15 protein-coding genes and 1 pseudogene are annotated in these 15,363 nt (G+C 64.1%); 10 read left to right on the top strand and 6 right to left on the bottom strand.

Annotation, left to right across the window (positions count from 1 at the left end; translation table 11 throughout):
* Positions 1-116: 116 nt before the first annotated feature.
* From BN1120_RS00175 to BN1120_RS00140, 8 genes and pseudogenes are all read left to right on the top strand, one after another.
* Entirely contained in the window at positions 117-560 is a 444-nt protein-coding gene (locus tag BN1120_RS00175; RefSeq protein WP_042014212.1) for a carboxymuconolactone decarboxylase family protein, read from the top strand.
* A gap of 527 nt (positions 561-1,087) precedes the next feature.
* Complete coding sequence (gene cyoA / locus BN1120_RS00170; protein ID WP_080767819.1) at positions 1,088-2,176, top strand: cytochrome o ubiquinol oxidase subunit II; 1,089 nt, start codon at positions 1,088-1,090, stop codon at positions 2,174-2,176.
* Between the two features lie 3 nt (positions 2,177-2,179).
* On the top strand, positions 2,180-4,156 hold the full coding sequence (gene cyoB, locus BN1120_RS00165; RefSeq protein WP_041211612.1) for a cytochrome o ubiquinol oxidase subunit I: 1,977 nt from the start codon (positions 2,180-2,182) through the stop codon (positions 4,154-4,156).
* Positions 4,125-4,772 (top strand): annotated as a pseudogene (locus BN1120_RS00160) (cytochrome o ubiquinol oxidase subunit III); the annotation flags it as partial. The gene cyoB and the pseudogene BN1120_RS00160, both read left to right, overlap by 32 nt.
* On the top strand, positions 4,773-5,102 hold the full coding sequence (locus tag BN1120_RS00155; protein WP_010673684.1) for a cytochrome o ubiquinol oxidase subunit IV: 330 nt from the start codon (positions 4,773-4,775) through the stop codon (positions 5,100-5,102).
* A gap of 8 nt (positions 5,103-5,110) precedes the next feature.
* Positions 5,111-6,004 (top strand): heme o synthase, encoded by an 894-nt coding sequence (cyoE, locus tag BN1120_RS00150; RefSeq protein WP_010673685.1) that lies wholly within the window; start codon positions 5,111-5,113, stop codon positions 6,002-6,004.
* Positions 6,005-6,283: 279 nt separating this feature from the next.
* On the top strand, positions 6,284-7,645 hold the full coding sequence (locus BN1120_RS00145) for an MFS transporter (RefSeq protein WP_042014211.1): 1,362 nt from the start codon (positions 6,284-6,286) through the stop codon (positions 7,643-7,645).
* A gap of 83 nt (positions 7,646-7,728) precedes the next feature.
* Entirely contained in the window at positions 7,729-8,097 is a 369-nt protein-coding gene (locus BN1120_RS00140; protein WP_010673687.1) for a DUF1428 domain-containing protein, read from the top strand.
* A 142-nt stretch (positions 8,098-8,239) separates the two neighbouring features.
* Here the strand turns inward: BN1120_RS00140 and tauD are convergent, their stop codons facing one another.
* The 6 genes from tauD to BN1120_RS00110 all read right to left on the bottom strand — a co-directional run bounded on the left by tauD (position 8,240) and on the right by BN1120_RS00110 (position 14,212).
* On the bottom strand, positions 8,240-9,091 hold the full coding sequence (tauD, locus tag BN1120_RS00135) for a taurine dioxygenase (RefSeq protein ID WP_042014209.1): 852 nt from the start codon (positions 9,089-9,091) through the stop codon (positions 8,240-8,242).
* Positions 9,092-9,170: 79 nt separating this feature from the next.
* The gene (tauC, locus tag BN1120_RS00130) at positions 9,171-10,001 is read right to left on the bottom strand and encodes a taurine ABC transporter permease TauC (RefSeq protein ID WP_042014208.1); all 831 of its coding nucleotides are present in this window, start codon (positions 9,999-10,001) and stop codon (positions 9,171-9,173) included.
* Complete coding sequence (gene tauB, locus BN1120_RS00125) at positions 9,998-10,765, bottom strand: taurine ABC transporter ATP-binding subunit (RefSeq protein WP_042014207.1); 768 nt, start codon at positions 10,763-10,765, stop codon at positions 9,998-10,000. Before tauB ends, tauC begins: the two co-directional genes overlap by 4 nt.
* 16 nt (positions 10,766-10,781) lie before the next feature.
* A complete protein-coding gene (gene tauA / locus BN1120_RS00120; RefSeq protein ID WP_042014206.1) occupies positions 10,782-11,756 on the bottom strand; it encodes a taurine ABC transporter substrate-binding protein in 975 nt (324 codons plus the stop codon).
* 309 nt (positions 11,757-12,065) lie between these two features.
* Positions 12,066-13,169: an ElyC/SanA/YdcF family protein gene (locus BN1120_RS00115; protein ID WP_010673688.1), complete on the bottom strand. Its 1,104-nt coding sequence runs from the start codon at positions 13,167-13,169 to the stop codon at positions 12,066-12,068.
* A 149-nt stretch (positions 13,170-13,318) separates the two neighbouring features.
* Positions 13,319-14,212 carry a LysR family transcriptional regulator gene (locus BN1120_RS00110; protein WP_010673689.1) on the bottom strand — a complete coding sequence of 298 codons (894 nt, stop codon included), beginning with the start codon at positions 14,210-14,212 and terminating at the stop codon, positions 13,319-13,321.
* Positions 14,213-14,312: 100 nt separating this feature from the next.
* Here BN1120_RS00110 and BN1120_RS00105 point away from each other — a divergent pair, with 100 nt between their 5' ends.
* Positions 14,313-14,801 (top strand): DMT family transporter, encoded by a 489-nt coding sequence (locus BN1120_RS00105; protein ID WP_080767818.1) that lies wholly within the window; start codon positions 14,313-14,315, stop codon positions 14,799-14,801.
* A gap of 10 nt (positions 14,802-14,811) precedes the next feature.
* Positions 14,812-15,246 carry a DMT family transporter gene (locus tag BN1120_RS00100; protein ID WP_042014205.1) on the top strand — a complete coding sequence of 145 codons (435 nt, stop codon included), beginning with the start codon at positions 14,812-14,814 and terminating at the stop codon, positions 15,244-15,246.
* Positions 15,247-15,363 lie beyond the last annotated feature (117 nt).

The following is a 15,363-nucleotide window of genomic DNA, read 5'->3' as shown; positions in this document are numbered from 1 at the left end:
TTCACCTTTGCGATAAACGCAAAACTGTTGCAGGTTATGACGATATTCTAATCAACAATGAAAAAGTGAACAATCAGCTCACCGCCCCATCCGGGGTCCATCACAGGAGTCTTGCCATGTCACACCGTATCCAGCTCGCCAACCAGGTGCCCGCCGCCGTCTCGGCCATGATGGGCCTCGAGTCCTACCTCGGGGGCACCGACATTCCCCTGTCGCTCAAGGAGCTCATCAAGTTGCGCGCCTCCATGATCAACGGCTGCGCCTACTGCATCGAGATGCATGCCGACGTGGCGATGAAGCACGGGGAGAGCGCCCAGCGTCTGCTGGCGCTGGCCGCCTGGCAGGAGTCGCCGCTGTTCGACGCCCGGGAGCGGGCGGTGCTGGCCCTGACCGACGAGGTGACCCTGATCGCCGACAAGGGGCTCACGGCGCAGACCTATGAGGCGGCGCTGGCCCAACTGGGGGAAACCCTGCTGGCCCAGTGTCTGGTGCAGGTGGTCACCATCAACGCCTGGAACCGGATCGCCGTGGCGACCCGGATGGAACACAATCACTCCTGACTCCTGACTCCTGACTCCTGACTCCGACTCCGAGGGAGGGAGAGAAAACGATTGTCAACGGGCCCGCACAAGGGCCCGTTTTGTTACGAAGTGTGCCTTCTGGCGTCAGGGGTTGCGACCGTTGTCGGGGGGCGGGAAGTTAATCATACATTCGTTTGATTAATTATTTTTTTAATCTTCCCCGAAAAACACCCATCCAGATCAAGGTGTGGAAAAATGACCTGTGAGTCGAAAAGGGGCTGTATGGCTCTTTTTTGATCGCAATGGCGGGTTAAAAACAGACCAGATGGATCTTTTTGGTTAATTGGTGGTCACTTTTGGTGGCGCGAGAGATTAACGGAAGATGAATTGCCGCGGTGTAACTTGAATAAATTGGTCATTGTCAAGGGATTAACATCTGATACCGCTTTCCATCACCTTTTGAACATTTTTGGGATTAATTTTTCATGTTGTTCACATGCCGGTCTGATGCAATAAAATGCTGCATTTTTTTATACCAATAAGCCTTCAAAAGATGAGGACATTGCATGAGACTCTTTGATGTGAAGAGGGGCTTGGGCGCTTTGCTGCTGCTCGCGACCGCCAGCTTGCTGAGTGGCTGCGACATGGCACTGATGAGCCCCAAGGGGCAGGTCGGTATGGAGCAGAAGTCACTGATACTCACCGCACTCGGCTTGATGCTGATCGTGGTGGTGCCCGTGATTGTCATGGCGGTGGCGTTCGCCTACAAATACCGGGCGTCCAACACCAGTGCCACCTATGCGCCGGACTGGGCCCACTCCAACAAGATTGAGGCAGTCGTCTGGACTGTACCCGTCATCATCATCGTCATCCTGGCGGTGATCACCTGGAAAACTTCCCACTCCCTCGACCCCTACAAGCCGCTGGAATCGGACGTCAAACCGGTTCAGGTGGATGTCATTTCCCTGGACTGGAAGTGGTTGTTCGTCTATCCGGAGCTGGGCATTGCGTCGGTCAACGAGCTGGCCTTCCCGGTCAACACCCCGGTCAACTTCCGGGTGACCTCCGACACCGTGATGAACTCCTTCTTCATCCCGCAACTGGGCGGCCAGATCTACGCCATGGCCGGCATGCAGACCAAGCTGCACCTGATTGCCAACGAAGCGGGTGAGTACAAGGGCATCTCCGGCGGTTACAGCGGTGCCGGTTTCTCCGGCATGAAGTTCAAGGCCATCGCGACCCAGGACCAAGCAGGTTTCGACGCCTGGGTAGCCAAGGTGAAGGCCTCTTCCAAGGCCCTGAGCACCATGGATGAGTTCAATGCCCTGGCCAAGAAGAGCGAAAACCACCCGGTGGAGTACTTCGCCAGCGCCGATCCCAAGCTGTTCGTCAACATCATCAACAAGTTCATGGGCGGCATGTCCCATGGTGGTCACGCCACCCCGGCTGCGGGCTCCGCGGATCACGAGGGCATGAACCACGAGGCCATGAACCATGACGCCGCCCCGAAAGCGGGTGCCATGGACCACGAAGGGATGAACCATGAGGCCTCGCAAGAGGACGCCATGGAGAACCAGGCCATGAACCATGACGCCCATGCCGGACACATGGCCATGTCGGCCGACAAGAGTGTGAAAGCAGGATCCGAGGAATAATCGATGTTTGGAAAATTGACACTCGAGGCTATTCCGTACCATGAACCCATCATCATGGTCACGATAGCCGGTATCATTCTGGGGGGCCTGGCCATCGCCGGTCTCATCACTTACTACGGCAAGTGGCAATATCTGTGGAAAGAGTGGCTGACCTCGGTCGACCACAAACGCCTCGGTATCATGTATCTCATTCTGGGCATGGTCATGCTGCTGCGTGGCTTTGCCGACGCCGTGCTGATGCGTGGCCAGCAGGTCATCGCCTCCGGGGGTGGCGAAGGCTACCTGAATGCCCATCACTACGACCAGATTTTCACCGCCCACGGCGTCATCATGATCTTCTTCGTGGCCATGCCGCTGGTGATCGGTCTGATGAACATCGTGGTGCCGCTGCAAATCGGTGCCCGTGACGTGGCCTTCCCCTTCCTGAACAACCTGAGCTTCTGGTTCACCGCCGCGGCCGTGGTGCTGATCAACGTCTCCCTCGGGGTCGGTGAATTCGCCCAGACCGGCTGGCTGGCCTATCCGCCCTTGTCGGGGCTGGAGTTCAGTCCCGGGGTCGGGGTCGATTACTGGATATGGAGTCTGCAGATTTCGGGTCTGGGGACCCTGCTGACCGGCGTGAACTTCTTCGCCACCATCATCCGCATGCGTGCCCCTGGCATGACCATGATGCGCCTGCCGGTCTTCACCTGGACCGCCCTGTGTGCCAACATCCTGATCATCGCCTCCTTCCCGATCCTGACCGTCACCATCGCCCTGCTCACCGCAGACCGCTACCTGGGTACCCATTTCTTTACCAATGACATGGGTGGCAACATGATGATGTACATCAACCTGATCTGGGCCTGGGGTCACCCCGAGGTGTACATCCTGGTGCTGCCGGTGTTCGGGATCTTCTCCGAAGTGGTGGCGACCTTCTGCAAGAAGAAGCTGTTCGGTTACACCTCCCTGGTGTGGGCTACCGTGGCGATCACCGTGCTGTCGTTCATCGTCTGGCTGCACCACTTCTTCACCATGGGGTCCGGCGCCAACGTGAATGCCTTCTTCGGCATCACCACCATGATCATCTCCATCCCGACCGGGGTGAAGATCTTCAACTGGCTGTTCACCATGTACCGCGGTCGCATCGAGTTCACCTCCCCCATGCTGTGGACCGTCGGCTTCATCATCACCTTCACCGTGGGTGGCATGACCGGGGTACTGCTCTCCGTGCCGGCCGCCAACTTCGTGCTGCACAACAGCCTGTTCCTCATCGCCCACTTCCACAACGTCATCATCGGCGGCGTGGTGTTCGGCTGCTTCGCCGGTATCACCTACTGGTTCCCGAAAGCGTTCGGCTTCAAGCTGGATGACGTCTGGGGCAAGCGTGCCTTCTGGTGCTGGATCACCGGCTTCTTCGTGGCCTTCATGCCGCTCTACGTGCTGGGCTTCATGGGCATGACCCGTCGTGTCAGCCAGAACATCGATCCCGAGTTCCACGGCTGGCTGGTGGTCGCCGCCTGCGGCGCCGGTCTGATTGCCCTGGGCGTGCTGTGCCAGGTCATCCAGATCGTGGTCAGCATCCGCGACCGCGAGAAGAACCGCGACCTGACCGGCGATCCCTGGGGTGGCCGTACCCTGGAGTGGGCGACGTCCTCTCCGCCGCCGTTCTACAACTTCGCCATCGAGCCGAAGGTCACCGGTCTGGACGCCTTCTGGGAAGCCAAGGCTGACGGCAGCGCTTACAAGAAGCCTGCCCAGTATGCCCCCATCCACATGCCGAAGAACTCCGGTGCCGGTGTCATCATCGCCGCCTTCAGCGTGGTGTTCGGCTTTGCCATGATCTGGCACATCTGGTGGATGGCCATCGCCGGCTTCATCGGCATGATCGCCACCTGGATCATCCACAGCTTCAACGACGATGTGGACTACTACGTACAGGTTGACGAGATCGAGCGCATCGAAGGTCAGCATTTCGACAACATCAACAAGGTGGCTTAATTCCATGGCGACTGACGTACTACATCACTCTCACGGTGCCCATGAGGATGGGCACCACGATGCCGGTGCCACCAAGGTATTCGGTTTCTGGATCTACCTGATGAGTGACTGCATCCTGTTCGCGACCCTGTTCGCGACCTATGCGGTCCTGGTCAACGGCACTGCCGGCGGCCCCACCGGCAAGGACATCTTCGAACTGCCGTTCGTGTTCGCCGAAACCATGCTGCTGCTGCTGAGCTCCATCACCTTCGGGTTCGGCATGCTGGCCATGAACAAGAACAAGGTCGCGGCGGTCAACACCTGGCTGTTCGTCACCTTCCTGCTGGGTGCCGGCTTCATCGCGATGGAAATCTACGAGTTCCATCACCTGATCGTGCACGAGGCGGGCCCGGATCGCAGCGGCTTCCTCTCTGCCTTCTTCACCCTGGTGGGGACCCACGGTATCCACGTGACCAGCGGCCTGGTCTGGATCATCGTGATGATGGTGTCGATCACCAAGAAGGGGCTGACCGAGCGCAACCGCACTCGCCTGATGTGCCTGAGCCTGTTCTGGCACTTCCTCGACGTGGTATGGATCTGCGTCTTCACCGTGGTCTATCTGATGGGGGTCATGTAAATGAGTCATTCCGTTGACAATCACGGCGCCAGCCACGGCAGCGTCAAGTCCTACATGATCGGCTTCGTGCTGTCACTCATCCTGACCGCCGTGCCGTTCTGGATGGTGATGGACGGCTCCGCCTCCCACGCCGTGGTGCTCGGCACCGTGGTGGCCATGGCGGTGGTGCAGATCTTCGTACACCTGGTCTACTTCCTGCACATGAACACCTCCTCCGAGGAGCGCTGGAACCTGGTGGCACTGGTCTTTACCGTGCTCATCATCGCCATCGTGGTCGTGGGTTCCCTGTGGATCATGTACAACCTCAACATCAACATGATGGTTCACTGAGCGGGTTGATGATGATGAAGCAATACCTGCAAGTGACCAAGCCGGGCATCATCTTCGGCAACCTCATCTCGGTTATCGGGGGATTCCTGCTGGCCTCGAAGGGGAGCCTGGATGTGCCCCTGTTCATCCTGACCATGGTGGGGGTGTCACTGGTGGTGGCCTCCGGTTGCGTGTTCAACAACTACATCGACCGGGACATCGACTGCATCATGGAGCGCACCAAGAACCGCGCCCTGGTGCGGGGGCTCATCGCCCCCGGTGTCTCCCTCTGGTATGCGACGGCGCTGGGCGTTGCGGGCATTGCACTGCTCTACTTTGCGGCCAATCCGTTGGCCGCCTTGCTGGCGGTGCTGGGCTTCCTGGTTTATGTGGGGGTCTACAGCCTCTACATGAAGCGCCACTCGGTCTATGGCACCCTGGTCGGCAGCCTCTCCGGCGCCGCGCCGCCGGTCATCGGCTACTGCGCGGTGAGCGGGCAGTTCGACTCGGGGGCCCTGATCCTGCTGGCGATCTTCAGCCTGTGGCAGATGCCGCACTCCTATGCGATCGCCATCTTCCGCTTCAAGGACTACCAGGCCGCCAACATCCCGGTGCTGCCGGTGGTGAAGGGGATCCCGGTGGCCAAGCTCCACATCACCCTCTACATCCTGGCGTTCATGGTGCCGACCCTGATGCTGTTCCTCGGCGGCTACGCCGGGTACAAGTATCTGGTGGTGGCCACCGCGGTGAGCGTCTGGTGGCTGGGGATGGCGCTGTCGGGCTACAAGGCGGCGGTGGACGACTCCCTCTGGGCGCGCAAGCTGTTCATGTTCTCCATCGTCACCATTACTTGCCTGAGCGTGATGATGTCGGTGGACTTCCAGCCGGACGCAGCGCCTGTATTGGTGAGCATGCTGCCCTGACGCTGGAGCTGACATGTTCTCCATCGTCGTCATCATCTTCACCTGCCTGAGCGTGATGATGTCGGTGGGCTTCCAGCCGGACGCAGCGCCGATGCTGGTGAGCATGCTGCCCTGATAGTGTGAACTGCACCCCTGAAATGCATGAAATCCAGAGCCGGGAATCTTCCCGGCTCTGCTATTATGGGCGCCGCCCTGCGAGGGGCATCGCCGATTTTTCGGGGCGGCCGGGCGCCTGTCACCCCTTTCTTTCTCTCTTCTTTTTGACTCATCGAGGCCCTCATGAATGATTTCACCATGACGAGGGGCGAGCGACGCGCGACCTGGGCGCTCGGCTCCGTCTTCTCGCTGCGCATGCTCGGCATGTTTATGGTGCTGCCGGTGCTGACCACCTACGGCATGTCCCTGGCGGGCGCCTCCGAGGCGCTCATCGGGCTTGCCATCGGCATCTACGGCATGACCCAGGCCCTGTTCCAGATCCCCTTCGGCCTGCTCTCCGACAAGGTGGGGCGCAAGCCCCTCATCGTCGGCGGCCTGCTGATGTTTGCTCTTGGCAGCGTCATCGCCGCCCTGAGCGACGCCATCTGGGGGGTCATCGTCGGGCGCGCCCTGCAAGGGAGCGGCGCCATCTCCGCCGCCGTCATGGCGCTCCTGTCGGATCTCACCCGGGAGCAGAACCGCACCAAGGCCATGGCCTTCATCGGGGTGAGCTTTGGCATCACCTTCGCCATCGCCATGGTGACCGGCCCCCTCATCACCCATGCCCTGGGCTTGTCCGGCCTCTTCTGGCTCATCGCCCTGCTGGCCCTGGCCGCCATCGCCATGGTGCTCTGGGTGGTGCCGACCCCGGCGGCCCACCTGCAAAATCGCGAGTCCGCCATGGTGAGAGGCAGCTTTCGTACCGTGCTCACCAACCCTCGCCTGCTCAAGCTCAACCTCGGCATCCTCTGCGTTCACACCCTGCTGATGTCGAGCTTCGTGGCCCTGCCGCCCCTGCTGGAGCGTGCCGGGCTGCCCCGTGACAGCCAGTGGCAGGCCTATCTGGCCACCATGCTGATCGCCTTCGTGAGCGTGGTGCCCTTCATCATCTATGCCGAGAAGCACCGTCAGATGAAGCGGGTCTTCATCGGGTGCGTGGTGGTGATGCTGGCCGCCGAGCTGGTGCTCTGGCAGAGCGGCCAGCAGCTGTGGGGTCTGCTCGCCGGGTTGCAGCTCTTCTTCATCGGCTTCAACGTGATGGAGGCGCTGCTGCCGTCCCTCATCAGCAAGGAGTCCCCGCCGGGCTACAAGGGCACCGCCATGGGGGTCTACTCCACCAGTCAGTTCCTCGGGGTTGCCATCGGCGGCAGTCTCGGCGGCCTGCTCTACAGCCTGGGGGGCGGCCCCCTGGTGTTTGGCGGTTGTGCCGCCCTGGCCCTTGCCTGGCTCGGGGTGAGCCTCACCATGGCCGAGCCCCTCTATGTGAGCAGCCTGCGCATCGTGTTGCCGGAAGGGGTCGAGGCCACCCCGGCCCTGGAGCAGCGGATCCGCGCCTGCGAGGGGGTAAGCGACGTGCTGCTGGTGCGCGAGGAGCACTCCCTCTACGTGAAGGTGGACAGCAAGCGCCTGACCCGCAGCGATCTGGAGCGGTTGGTCTCTTTGTGATGGCTGGCTGCGCGGGGCGGCGCAGAGCGCGGGCTGATGGGCGGCTGCTATGCTGAGATCCTCACTCACAGGAGGAACCTCTGATGTCATACGTGGACGGATTCGTGCTCGCCGTGCCGACGGCCAACAAGCAGGCCCTGATCGATCATGCGGGGCAGTTTGACCCCATCTTCCTCGAATACGGCGCCACCCGGGTGCTGGAGTGCTGGGGGGACGACGTGCCTCACGGCAAGCAGACCGACTTTTACCGGGCGGTGGCGGCCAGGGAGGATGAAACCGTGGTCTTCTCCTGGGTGGAGTGGCCGAGCAAGGCGGTGCGGGACGACGCCATGGGCAAGATGATGCAGGACCCCAGGATGGACCCCGCCAATCCCCTGCACCAGACCATGCCGTTTGATGGCGCCCGCATGATCTTCGGAGGCTTCACCACCGTGCTGGAGCTCAAGGGCTGAGACCGGCCATCGGGGCTTCACCCTGGTGGCCGGAGCGCAAGGGCCGATAGCAACACCCAGGCCCGTCAGATGATGAAAAAGCCCGCCAGCCGGCGGGCTTTTTGCTGGGCGTTATCTCATGGTCGCTCTCCATGGGGGACGTTCAGCCCGGGCGCCAGAAGGGCTTGTCCCCGAGAATGGTGGCCCTGTGCATCACCCGGCGTGCCGGCAGGTAGTCGGCATTGGCATAGTGCTGGGTCACCCTGTTGTCCCAGATGGCGATGTCGTTCTCCTGCCAGCGCCAGCGCACCTGAAACTCGGGGCGGGTGATGTGCTCGAACAGAAAGCCGAGCAGGGCCTCGCTCTCTTTGGGGGGCAGCCCGGGCAGCCGGGTGGTGAACCCCTCGTTGACGAACAGGGCCTGACGGCCGCTCACCGGATGGGTGCGGATCACCGGGTGGCGCAGGGGCGGGTGACGGGCCACGGCCGCCTGCCAGCGCTGGCGCGCCTCCTCGCAGTCATCATGGCGATGGGCCGGGAAGGACTTGGTGAAGTCATGCTCGGCTTCCAGCCCTGCCAGCAGGGTTTGCAGGGGCGGCGAGAGGGCCGCCAGCGCCGCGATGCCGCTGGCCCAGAGGGTGTCCCCCCCGGTGGGGGGCAACTGCTTGGCGGCCAGAATGGCCAGTGCCGGGGGCGTCTCGATAAAGGTCACATCGGTGTGCCAGTTGTCGTTGTCCGGCGGATTGTCGTCGTGGGTATCGAGCACGATGATCTCCTCGGCCTCCTCCGTGTGGGGGTAGACGGGGTGGATGTGCAGATCCCCGAAGCGGTTCGCCAGCGCCCGCTGGGCTCGCGGGGTGATGGGCTGGTTGCGAAAGAACAGCACCTGGTATTTGAGCAGGGCGCGATGGAGCTGCTCGAACTGCCCCTGGCTCAGGGGCTCTGCCAGATTGACGCCGGCGATGACGGCGCCGATGTGGGGGCCGAGGGGGGTAATGGTCAACTTGTCGGTCATGGTCTTGCTCCATGTCTGGGGGCGTGAAGGCCCGATGCCAATAGGAAAGGAGGGCGAAGGATCGCGGTCAGCCTGTGGCTCATTGTCCTTCTCCATGCCAGGGGGTCAGTTTGCGTTGCAATGCGCGCAGGCCCAGTTCCAGTACGAAGGCGATCAGGGCGATCACCAGGATGCCCGCCAGCACCACGTCGGTGGCGAGAAACTCGCCGGCGGATTGCACCATGAAGCCCACCCCCCGGGTGGCGGCGATAAGCTCGGCCGCCACCAGGGTGGACCAGCCCACCCCGAGCCCGATACGCAGCCCGGTCAGGATGTCCGGCAGGGCGCCGGGCAGGATCACGTGCCAGAGCACCTGGGACTGGGATGCGCCCAGCGCCTGGGCCGCCCGCACTCGCACCGCGTTGGCGCTCTGCACCCCCGCCAGGGTCGCCAGGGCCACGGGCGCGAAGATGGCCAGATAGATGAGCAGTACCTTCGATGTTTCACCGATGCCAAACCAGATCACCATGAGTGGCAGGTAGGCGAGCGGCGGCACCGGGCGGTAGAGCTCGATGAGGGGATCCAGCACGCCGCGCACCGTGGGGGAGAGCCCCATGGCGATGCCCACCGTGATGCCAAAGAACGCCGCGGCAGCGAGCGCCACCAGGATGCGCCCCAGGCTGGCCCCCAGGTGTTGCCACAGGGTGGCATCCATAAAGCCCATAGGGCCTGCGATGGTGATGAGCTGTGCCAGCACCCGCTGTGGGGGCGGCAGGAACAGGGGATCGACCCAGCCGAAGTGGGCCACCAGCCACCACAGGGCCAGCAGCACGAGCAGGGTGGCGAGGCTCAGGGTCAGGCGGCGGGACAGGGGCCAGCCCGCTGCCCGTGCGTGGGTGAGATCCCGTTGCCGGGTGAGGGCGAGGGTCATGCGAAGGCCTCCCGCTCTGCGAACACCCGTTCCAGCACGTATTCACGGCGCTCGATGAAGGCCGGATCGGACTTGATGCTGCGGCAGGGCTCCCCGGCGGCGAAGCGGCGACCGAAATCCAGGGTCAGCCGCTCCGTCACCCGCCCGGGGGAGGGGGAGAGCAGCACCAGATCGGTGGCCATGAAGATGGCCTCCTCGATATCGTGGGTGATGAGCAGCACCTGACGCCGGTGCTCGTGCCACAGGCGCAGCAGCAGAGTCTGCATCTGCTCCCGGGTGAAGGCGTCCAGGGCGCCGAAGGGCTCGTCCAGCAGGAGCAGGCGGGGCTGGGTGGCCAAGGCCCGGGCGATGCCGACCCGCTGGCGTTGGCCGCCGGAGAGCTGCCAGATGGCGCGATCGCCGGCCCCCTCCAGCCCCACCTGACGCAGCAGTGCCTGGGCCTGTTCGGTGCGTTCGGCACTGGGCACGCCCGCCAGCTGCAGGCCGAGGGCCACGTTGTCTCGCACGTTGCGCCAGGGCAGCAGCCCCTCGCTCTGGAACACCACGCCGCGCTCGGCGCCGGGGCCGGTGACCGGCTTGCCCTCAAGGCTTATCTGGCCGTGGTGGCAAGGCTCGAAGCCCGCCACCAGGTTGAGGAGGGTCGTCTTGCCCGAGCCCGAGGGCCCCAGCACCACCATCAGCTCCCCCTCGGACAGGGAGAGGTTGATGTTGTCGAGCACCCGCCTGCCGGCGTACTCGGCGGACACATGAGAGAGCTGCAGCATGGTCGTCTCCTTGGATTTACTGGGCCACGGCTTTCACGAAGCGATCGGTCACGAACTGGCGGTAGTCCGAGGCGGCGTTCGCGACCTTGCCCTGGCTCTCGAGGAAGCGGGCGGTGTCGATGATGGTCTGGTTGACGAGGCGCCCGAGCTCGGCGCTCTGGGCCTTCGCATCGAGGTAGGTGTTGCCCTTCACCAGCGCGGGAACGTCCGCCTCGGGAACGCCGCTCAGCTTGGCCAGCTTGGCGAGGTTGTCCGGCTTGGTGAGCCAGCCGTCGGGGTTGGCCAGGTAGTCGCGCTGGGCGGCCAGGGTGCTGTTCACGAAGGCCTGCACCACTTCGGGGTGGGCCTTGGCAAAGTCCTTGCGCACCACCCAGACGTCCAGGGTCGGCGCCCCCCAGTCACCCACCTGGGCGGAGTCGGTCAGCACCTTGCCCTCCTTGGTGAGCTGGTTGAGGGCGGGGGCCCAGACATAGGCGCCGTCGATGTCGCCCCGCTGCCAGGCGGCGATGATGGCCGGTGGTTGCAGGTTGACGATCTGCAGCGTCGCGGGGTCGACGTTCCAGTGCTTGAGGGCCGCCAGCAGGCTGTAGTGAGTGGTGGAGGTATAGGGCACGGCGATGCGCTTGCCCGCGAGATCCTCGGGTTTTGCGAGCCCCTGCTTCACCACCAGGGCCTCGGACTCCCCGAGCTTGGAGGCGAGCAGGAACACCTCGATGGGTAGATTCTGGCTCGCCGCCACCGCCAGGGGGCTGGAGCCGATGTTGCCTATCTGCACGTCGCCGGAGGCGAGCGCCCGTACCACGCTGGCGCCGCTGTCAAACTTGCGCCAATCCACGGTGGCGCCGCTCTCCCTGGCGAAGCTGTTGTCGGCCTGGGCCACCTTGGCGGGTTCGGCGGAGGTCTGGTAGGCCACGGTGACGTCGAGGGCCTGGGCGGACTGGCCGAGCAGCATGGAGGCCGCGAGCCACAGAGAGATGCCTTTTGCTGTCATGATGCACTTCCTTGTTGGGGGTGTTGGAAGCCACATCTTTATCTGAACATCCCCGGGGGCGAAGGAACGAGAAGGGTGTTCTCATGCCGTTTGGTTCTTAGAAAAAGAACGGTAAATCAATGATCTGATTGAGATATGCCAGAAAGTGGATAGCTTGCTCACCCGCCATCTATCGGGTGGCTGGCGCAAGGGGCCAAGGGCCGGCCACCAGGGGCCAGCAGGTGCGTGCAGGGGCTGGCCAACAGGGAGGGCAGTGACTGACAGGGAGAAGAGAGGAAAAGGCCCCGCCAGGGTGGCGGGGCCGGGGGATCAGCGCTCCACCAGCGGGGCCGAGCGGTAGCTCCACAGGCCATAGGTGCGCAGGGCGTCCCGGTAGATGCCAAGCAGCTCCTCCGGGCTTGCCTTGGCCAGGGCCGAGAGGGGCTTGTCCGGGTAGGCGACGCTATCGATGCGGATGTTCGCCGGGCCGCTCTGCCAGCAGGCGATTTCCAGCAGGGTCTGGCCCCGGCGCACATGGCTCGCCGAGCTCACCAGGGTGGCGAACTCAATCTCGTGGCGGGCGAGGGCATAGCCGCTGTAGAGGGCGTTCTCCACCGTGCTGGTGGCGTAGTTCTCCTCGATGATGCGGGAGCGGTCGATGCCCTTTTTCGCCAGCCAGTCCGCCATCAGCTTGCCCTCGGTCTGGCGGTTCTGGGGCACGCCGCCGGTGAGGATGACGAGGGCCGCCGGATCGGCCTGGGCCAGGGCGCGGGTGGTCTCGAGGCGTCCCAGCAGGATGTCGTGCATGGAGCCGTCGGGATTGAGGGCATAGCCCAGGGTGACGATGGCGCGGCGCCCCTTCTTCTCGCCCCGTCCCTGACGCTCCTTGAGGGGGGTGGCGACCACCCTGTCCACGGTGGCGAACAGTCGCTGCAAGTCGGCGGCGCGACCGGCATTGAGCTCGCCGACCCGCTTGAGGTAGCCATCGGATTTGGCCTGGTTGCCCTTGAAGCGCTGCCAGGTGGCCAGATAGGTGTTGATGTCCAGATCGTCCGGGGCGGCGGTGAGGGCCTGCTCGAACAGGGCGATGGCCCTGTCCACGTTGCCGTTGTAGATCTGGGCGTTGGCCGCCGAGATGAGCAGATCGGTGCGATAGGGCTCGAGCTGGTGGGCCTCCAGCAGCAGAGTGGTCACCTGCTCCATGTTGCTCGGCATCTTGGCGGTGAAGCCCGCATCGGAGACCCGGGCGGGGGAGTGGAAGATGCGGGCGGCGTCTGCCAGCAGCTGATCCACCACCTGGCGCTTGCTGATGAACTGCTCGTAATTCTGCTCCTTTTGCAGGGAGCGCACCGGGGCGGCCCAGGCATCGGATGAGACAACGAGCGGCAGCGTCAGCAGGCTGGTGAGGGTCAGGGCAATCGCGGTTTTCTTCATCATGGGGCTCCCTGTGGGGTGCGGGGCGCGATGTCGTGGCTCGTCCCCTGAATGCTTTTCCAATAAAAACAGATGCTTGGTTTGCTGCCTACTCTACTCCCTTCCCGATGAAAAAAACGTGAACCGTTCCGGTTATCCCGATGCCCCCCTCAGCGCAGCCCCAGACGTTCCTGCAGGAAGGCCAGCCAGGCCTCCACCTTGGCGGGCAGGTGGCGGCGCTTGGGATAGACGCACCAGATGCCGTGCTCGGGCAGGGCATGGTCTGGCAGGACGGGCACCAGCCGCCCGATGGCGAGATCCCGCGCCACGATGAAGTCCGGCATGTTGCCGATGCCAAGCCCCGCCAGCAGCGCGGTGTGGATGGCATCGCTGTTGTTGACCTCGAAATTGCCCCGCGGGGTGATGGCCACCTCTCCTTCGGGCCCGTGCAGCCGCCACTGGGTGCCGCCGCGAAACAGGGAGTAGAAGAGGCAGTTGTGGCGCTCGAGATCCGCCGGGGTGCGGGGCGTGCCGGCCTGCGCCAGGTAGGCGGGGGCGGCGCACAGGGTGCTGAGACAGGGGGCGAGGCGGCGGGCGACCAGGCTCGAATCCTCCAGCTCGCCGATGCGCACCGCCACGTCGAACCCCTCGGCCACCAGATCCTGCCGGGCGTCGCTCATCTCCAGCTGCAACTGCACCTCGGGGTGGAGGGCGAGAAACTCGGGGACAAGGGGGGCGATGTGGCGCCGGCCATAGACCATGGGCACCGTCACCCGCAGCAGGCCGCGGGGGGCCGATTGCAGGGCGCCGATGGCATCTTCCCCGTCGCTGGCCAGGCGCACTGCATGGCGCACCGTCTCGAAGTAGCGCTCCCCCGCCTCGGTGAGGGTGAGGGAGCGGGTGGTGCGATAGAGGAGCTGGCAGCCGAGGGCCTGCTCGAGCTGGCTCACCTTCTTGCTCAGCACCGACTTGCTGAGGCCGAGCTGACGGGCGGCGCCGGAGAAGGTGCCCGACTCCACCACGGCGACGAAGGCCGGGAGCAGGGCGAAGGCTTCCTGGTTCATGTTGTTCTCGATATGGAAACAATGTTGTTCCGTTAGGGTAGATTATCCCCAAATCAAAAACAATTTACCCTGCTCGTCAGTTCAACCAAGGAGCAACCCCATGATCCCCCCGCTTGTTGACCGCGGCCCCGGCCGCCCCGCCCTCGGCCAGACATTTGGCCAGACCCTGGGTGCCCTGGCCGCCTTCGCCGCCGGCCTGCTGCTGGCGCTGATGATCGCCCAGAACGGCGCCCTGTCCCGCGCCACCGACCCCTGGCTCGCGAGTTGGCTGGCCCACGGGGTCGGCACCCTGGTGGCCGGGCTCTTGTGGTGGCTCTCCCCAAGGCCCCCGACGCCGGAGGCGGCCCCGCCCTGGGCCTGGCTCGGTGGTCTGCCGGGGGCGCTCACCGTGGTGCTGGCGGCCCTGTGCCTCAACTCGCCCCTCGGCATGGCGGGCACCCTGGCCCTGCTGCTGCTCGGCCAGCTGCTGTTTGGGGCCCTGTGCGATGGCCTCGGCTGGCTCGGGCTGACCCGCCGCCGCCCCTCGGGAAAGGACGCGCTCGCCGCCTTGCTGGTGATGGCCGGCGCCCTGCTTATCGTGCTGCATTAGGAGAGACACCATGACCCTCTTGATCCTGCTGGGACTGCTGAACGGCGTGGCGGTGAGCCTGTCGCGCACCCTCAATGGCCGTCTCGCCAGCGCTCGGGGCGCCATGACGGCGTCGCTGGCCAACCACCTGCTCGGCTTCGGGCTGCTCGGCGCCCTGCTCATCCTCAAAGGGGCACCCTGGGAGCGGCTCGCCGGGCTCGATCCCTGGCTGCTGCTCGGCGGCGTGCTGGGAGCGCTCTTCGTCGCCATCAGCAGCTGGGCCATCGGCCGGGTCGGCGCCCTGGCCTGCGCCCTGCTCATCGTCACGGGCCAGCTGGCGGGGGGCGCCCTGCTCGATGCCCTGGCCGGACGGCTGGCCGCGAGCGATCTGCTCGGCATCCTGCTGGTGCTGGCGGGGGCTGCGCTGCAACGCTGGCAGGGCGGCAAGTCGCGCTCCCGAGGGTGAGTGGCGATGGCCTGGGTAAACCGGCAGGGATGGCAAGAGCGTCGCCCTGCCTGGATGCAAAAGGCGGCTCGCCAGCCGGATCAGGGCCCAGATGAAAAGGAAAAGGCGAAAGAAAGG

It is taken from the genome of Aeromonas caviae, from assembly GCF_000819785.1.
Taxonomy (GTDB): domain Bacteria; phylum Pseudomonadota; class Gammaproteobacteria; order Enterobacterales; family Aeromonadaceae; genus Aeromonas; species Aeromonas caviae.
The sequence above is the reverse complement of the archived record's forward strand: the minus strand, read 5'-3'. Positions and strand labels throughout refer to the sequence as shown.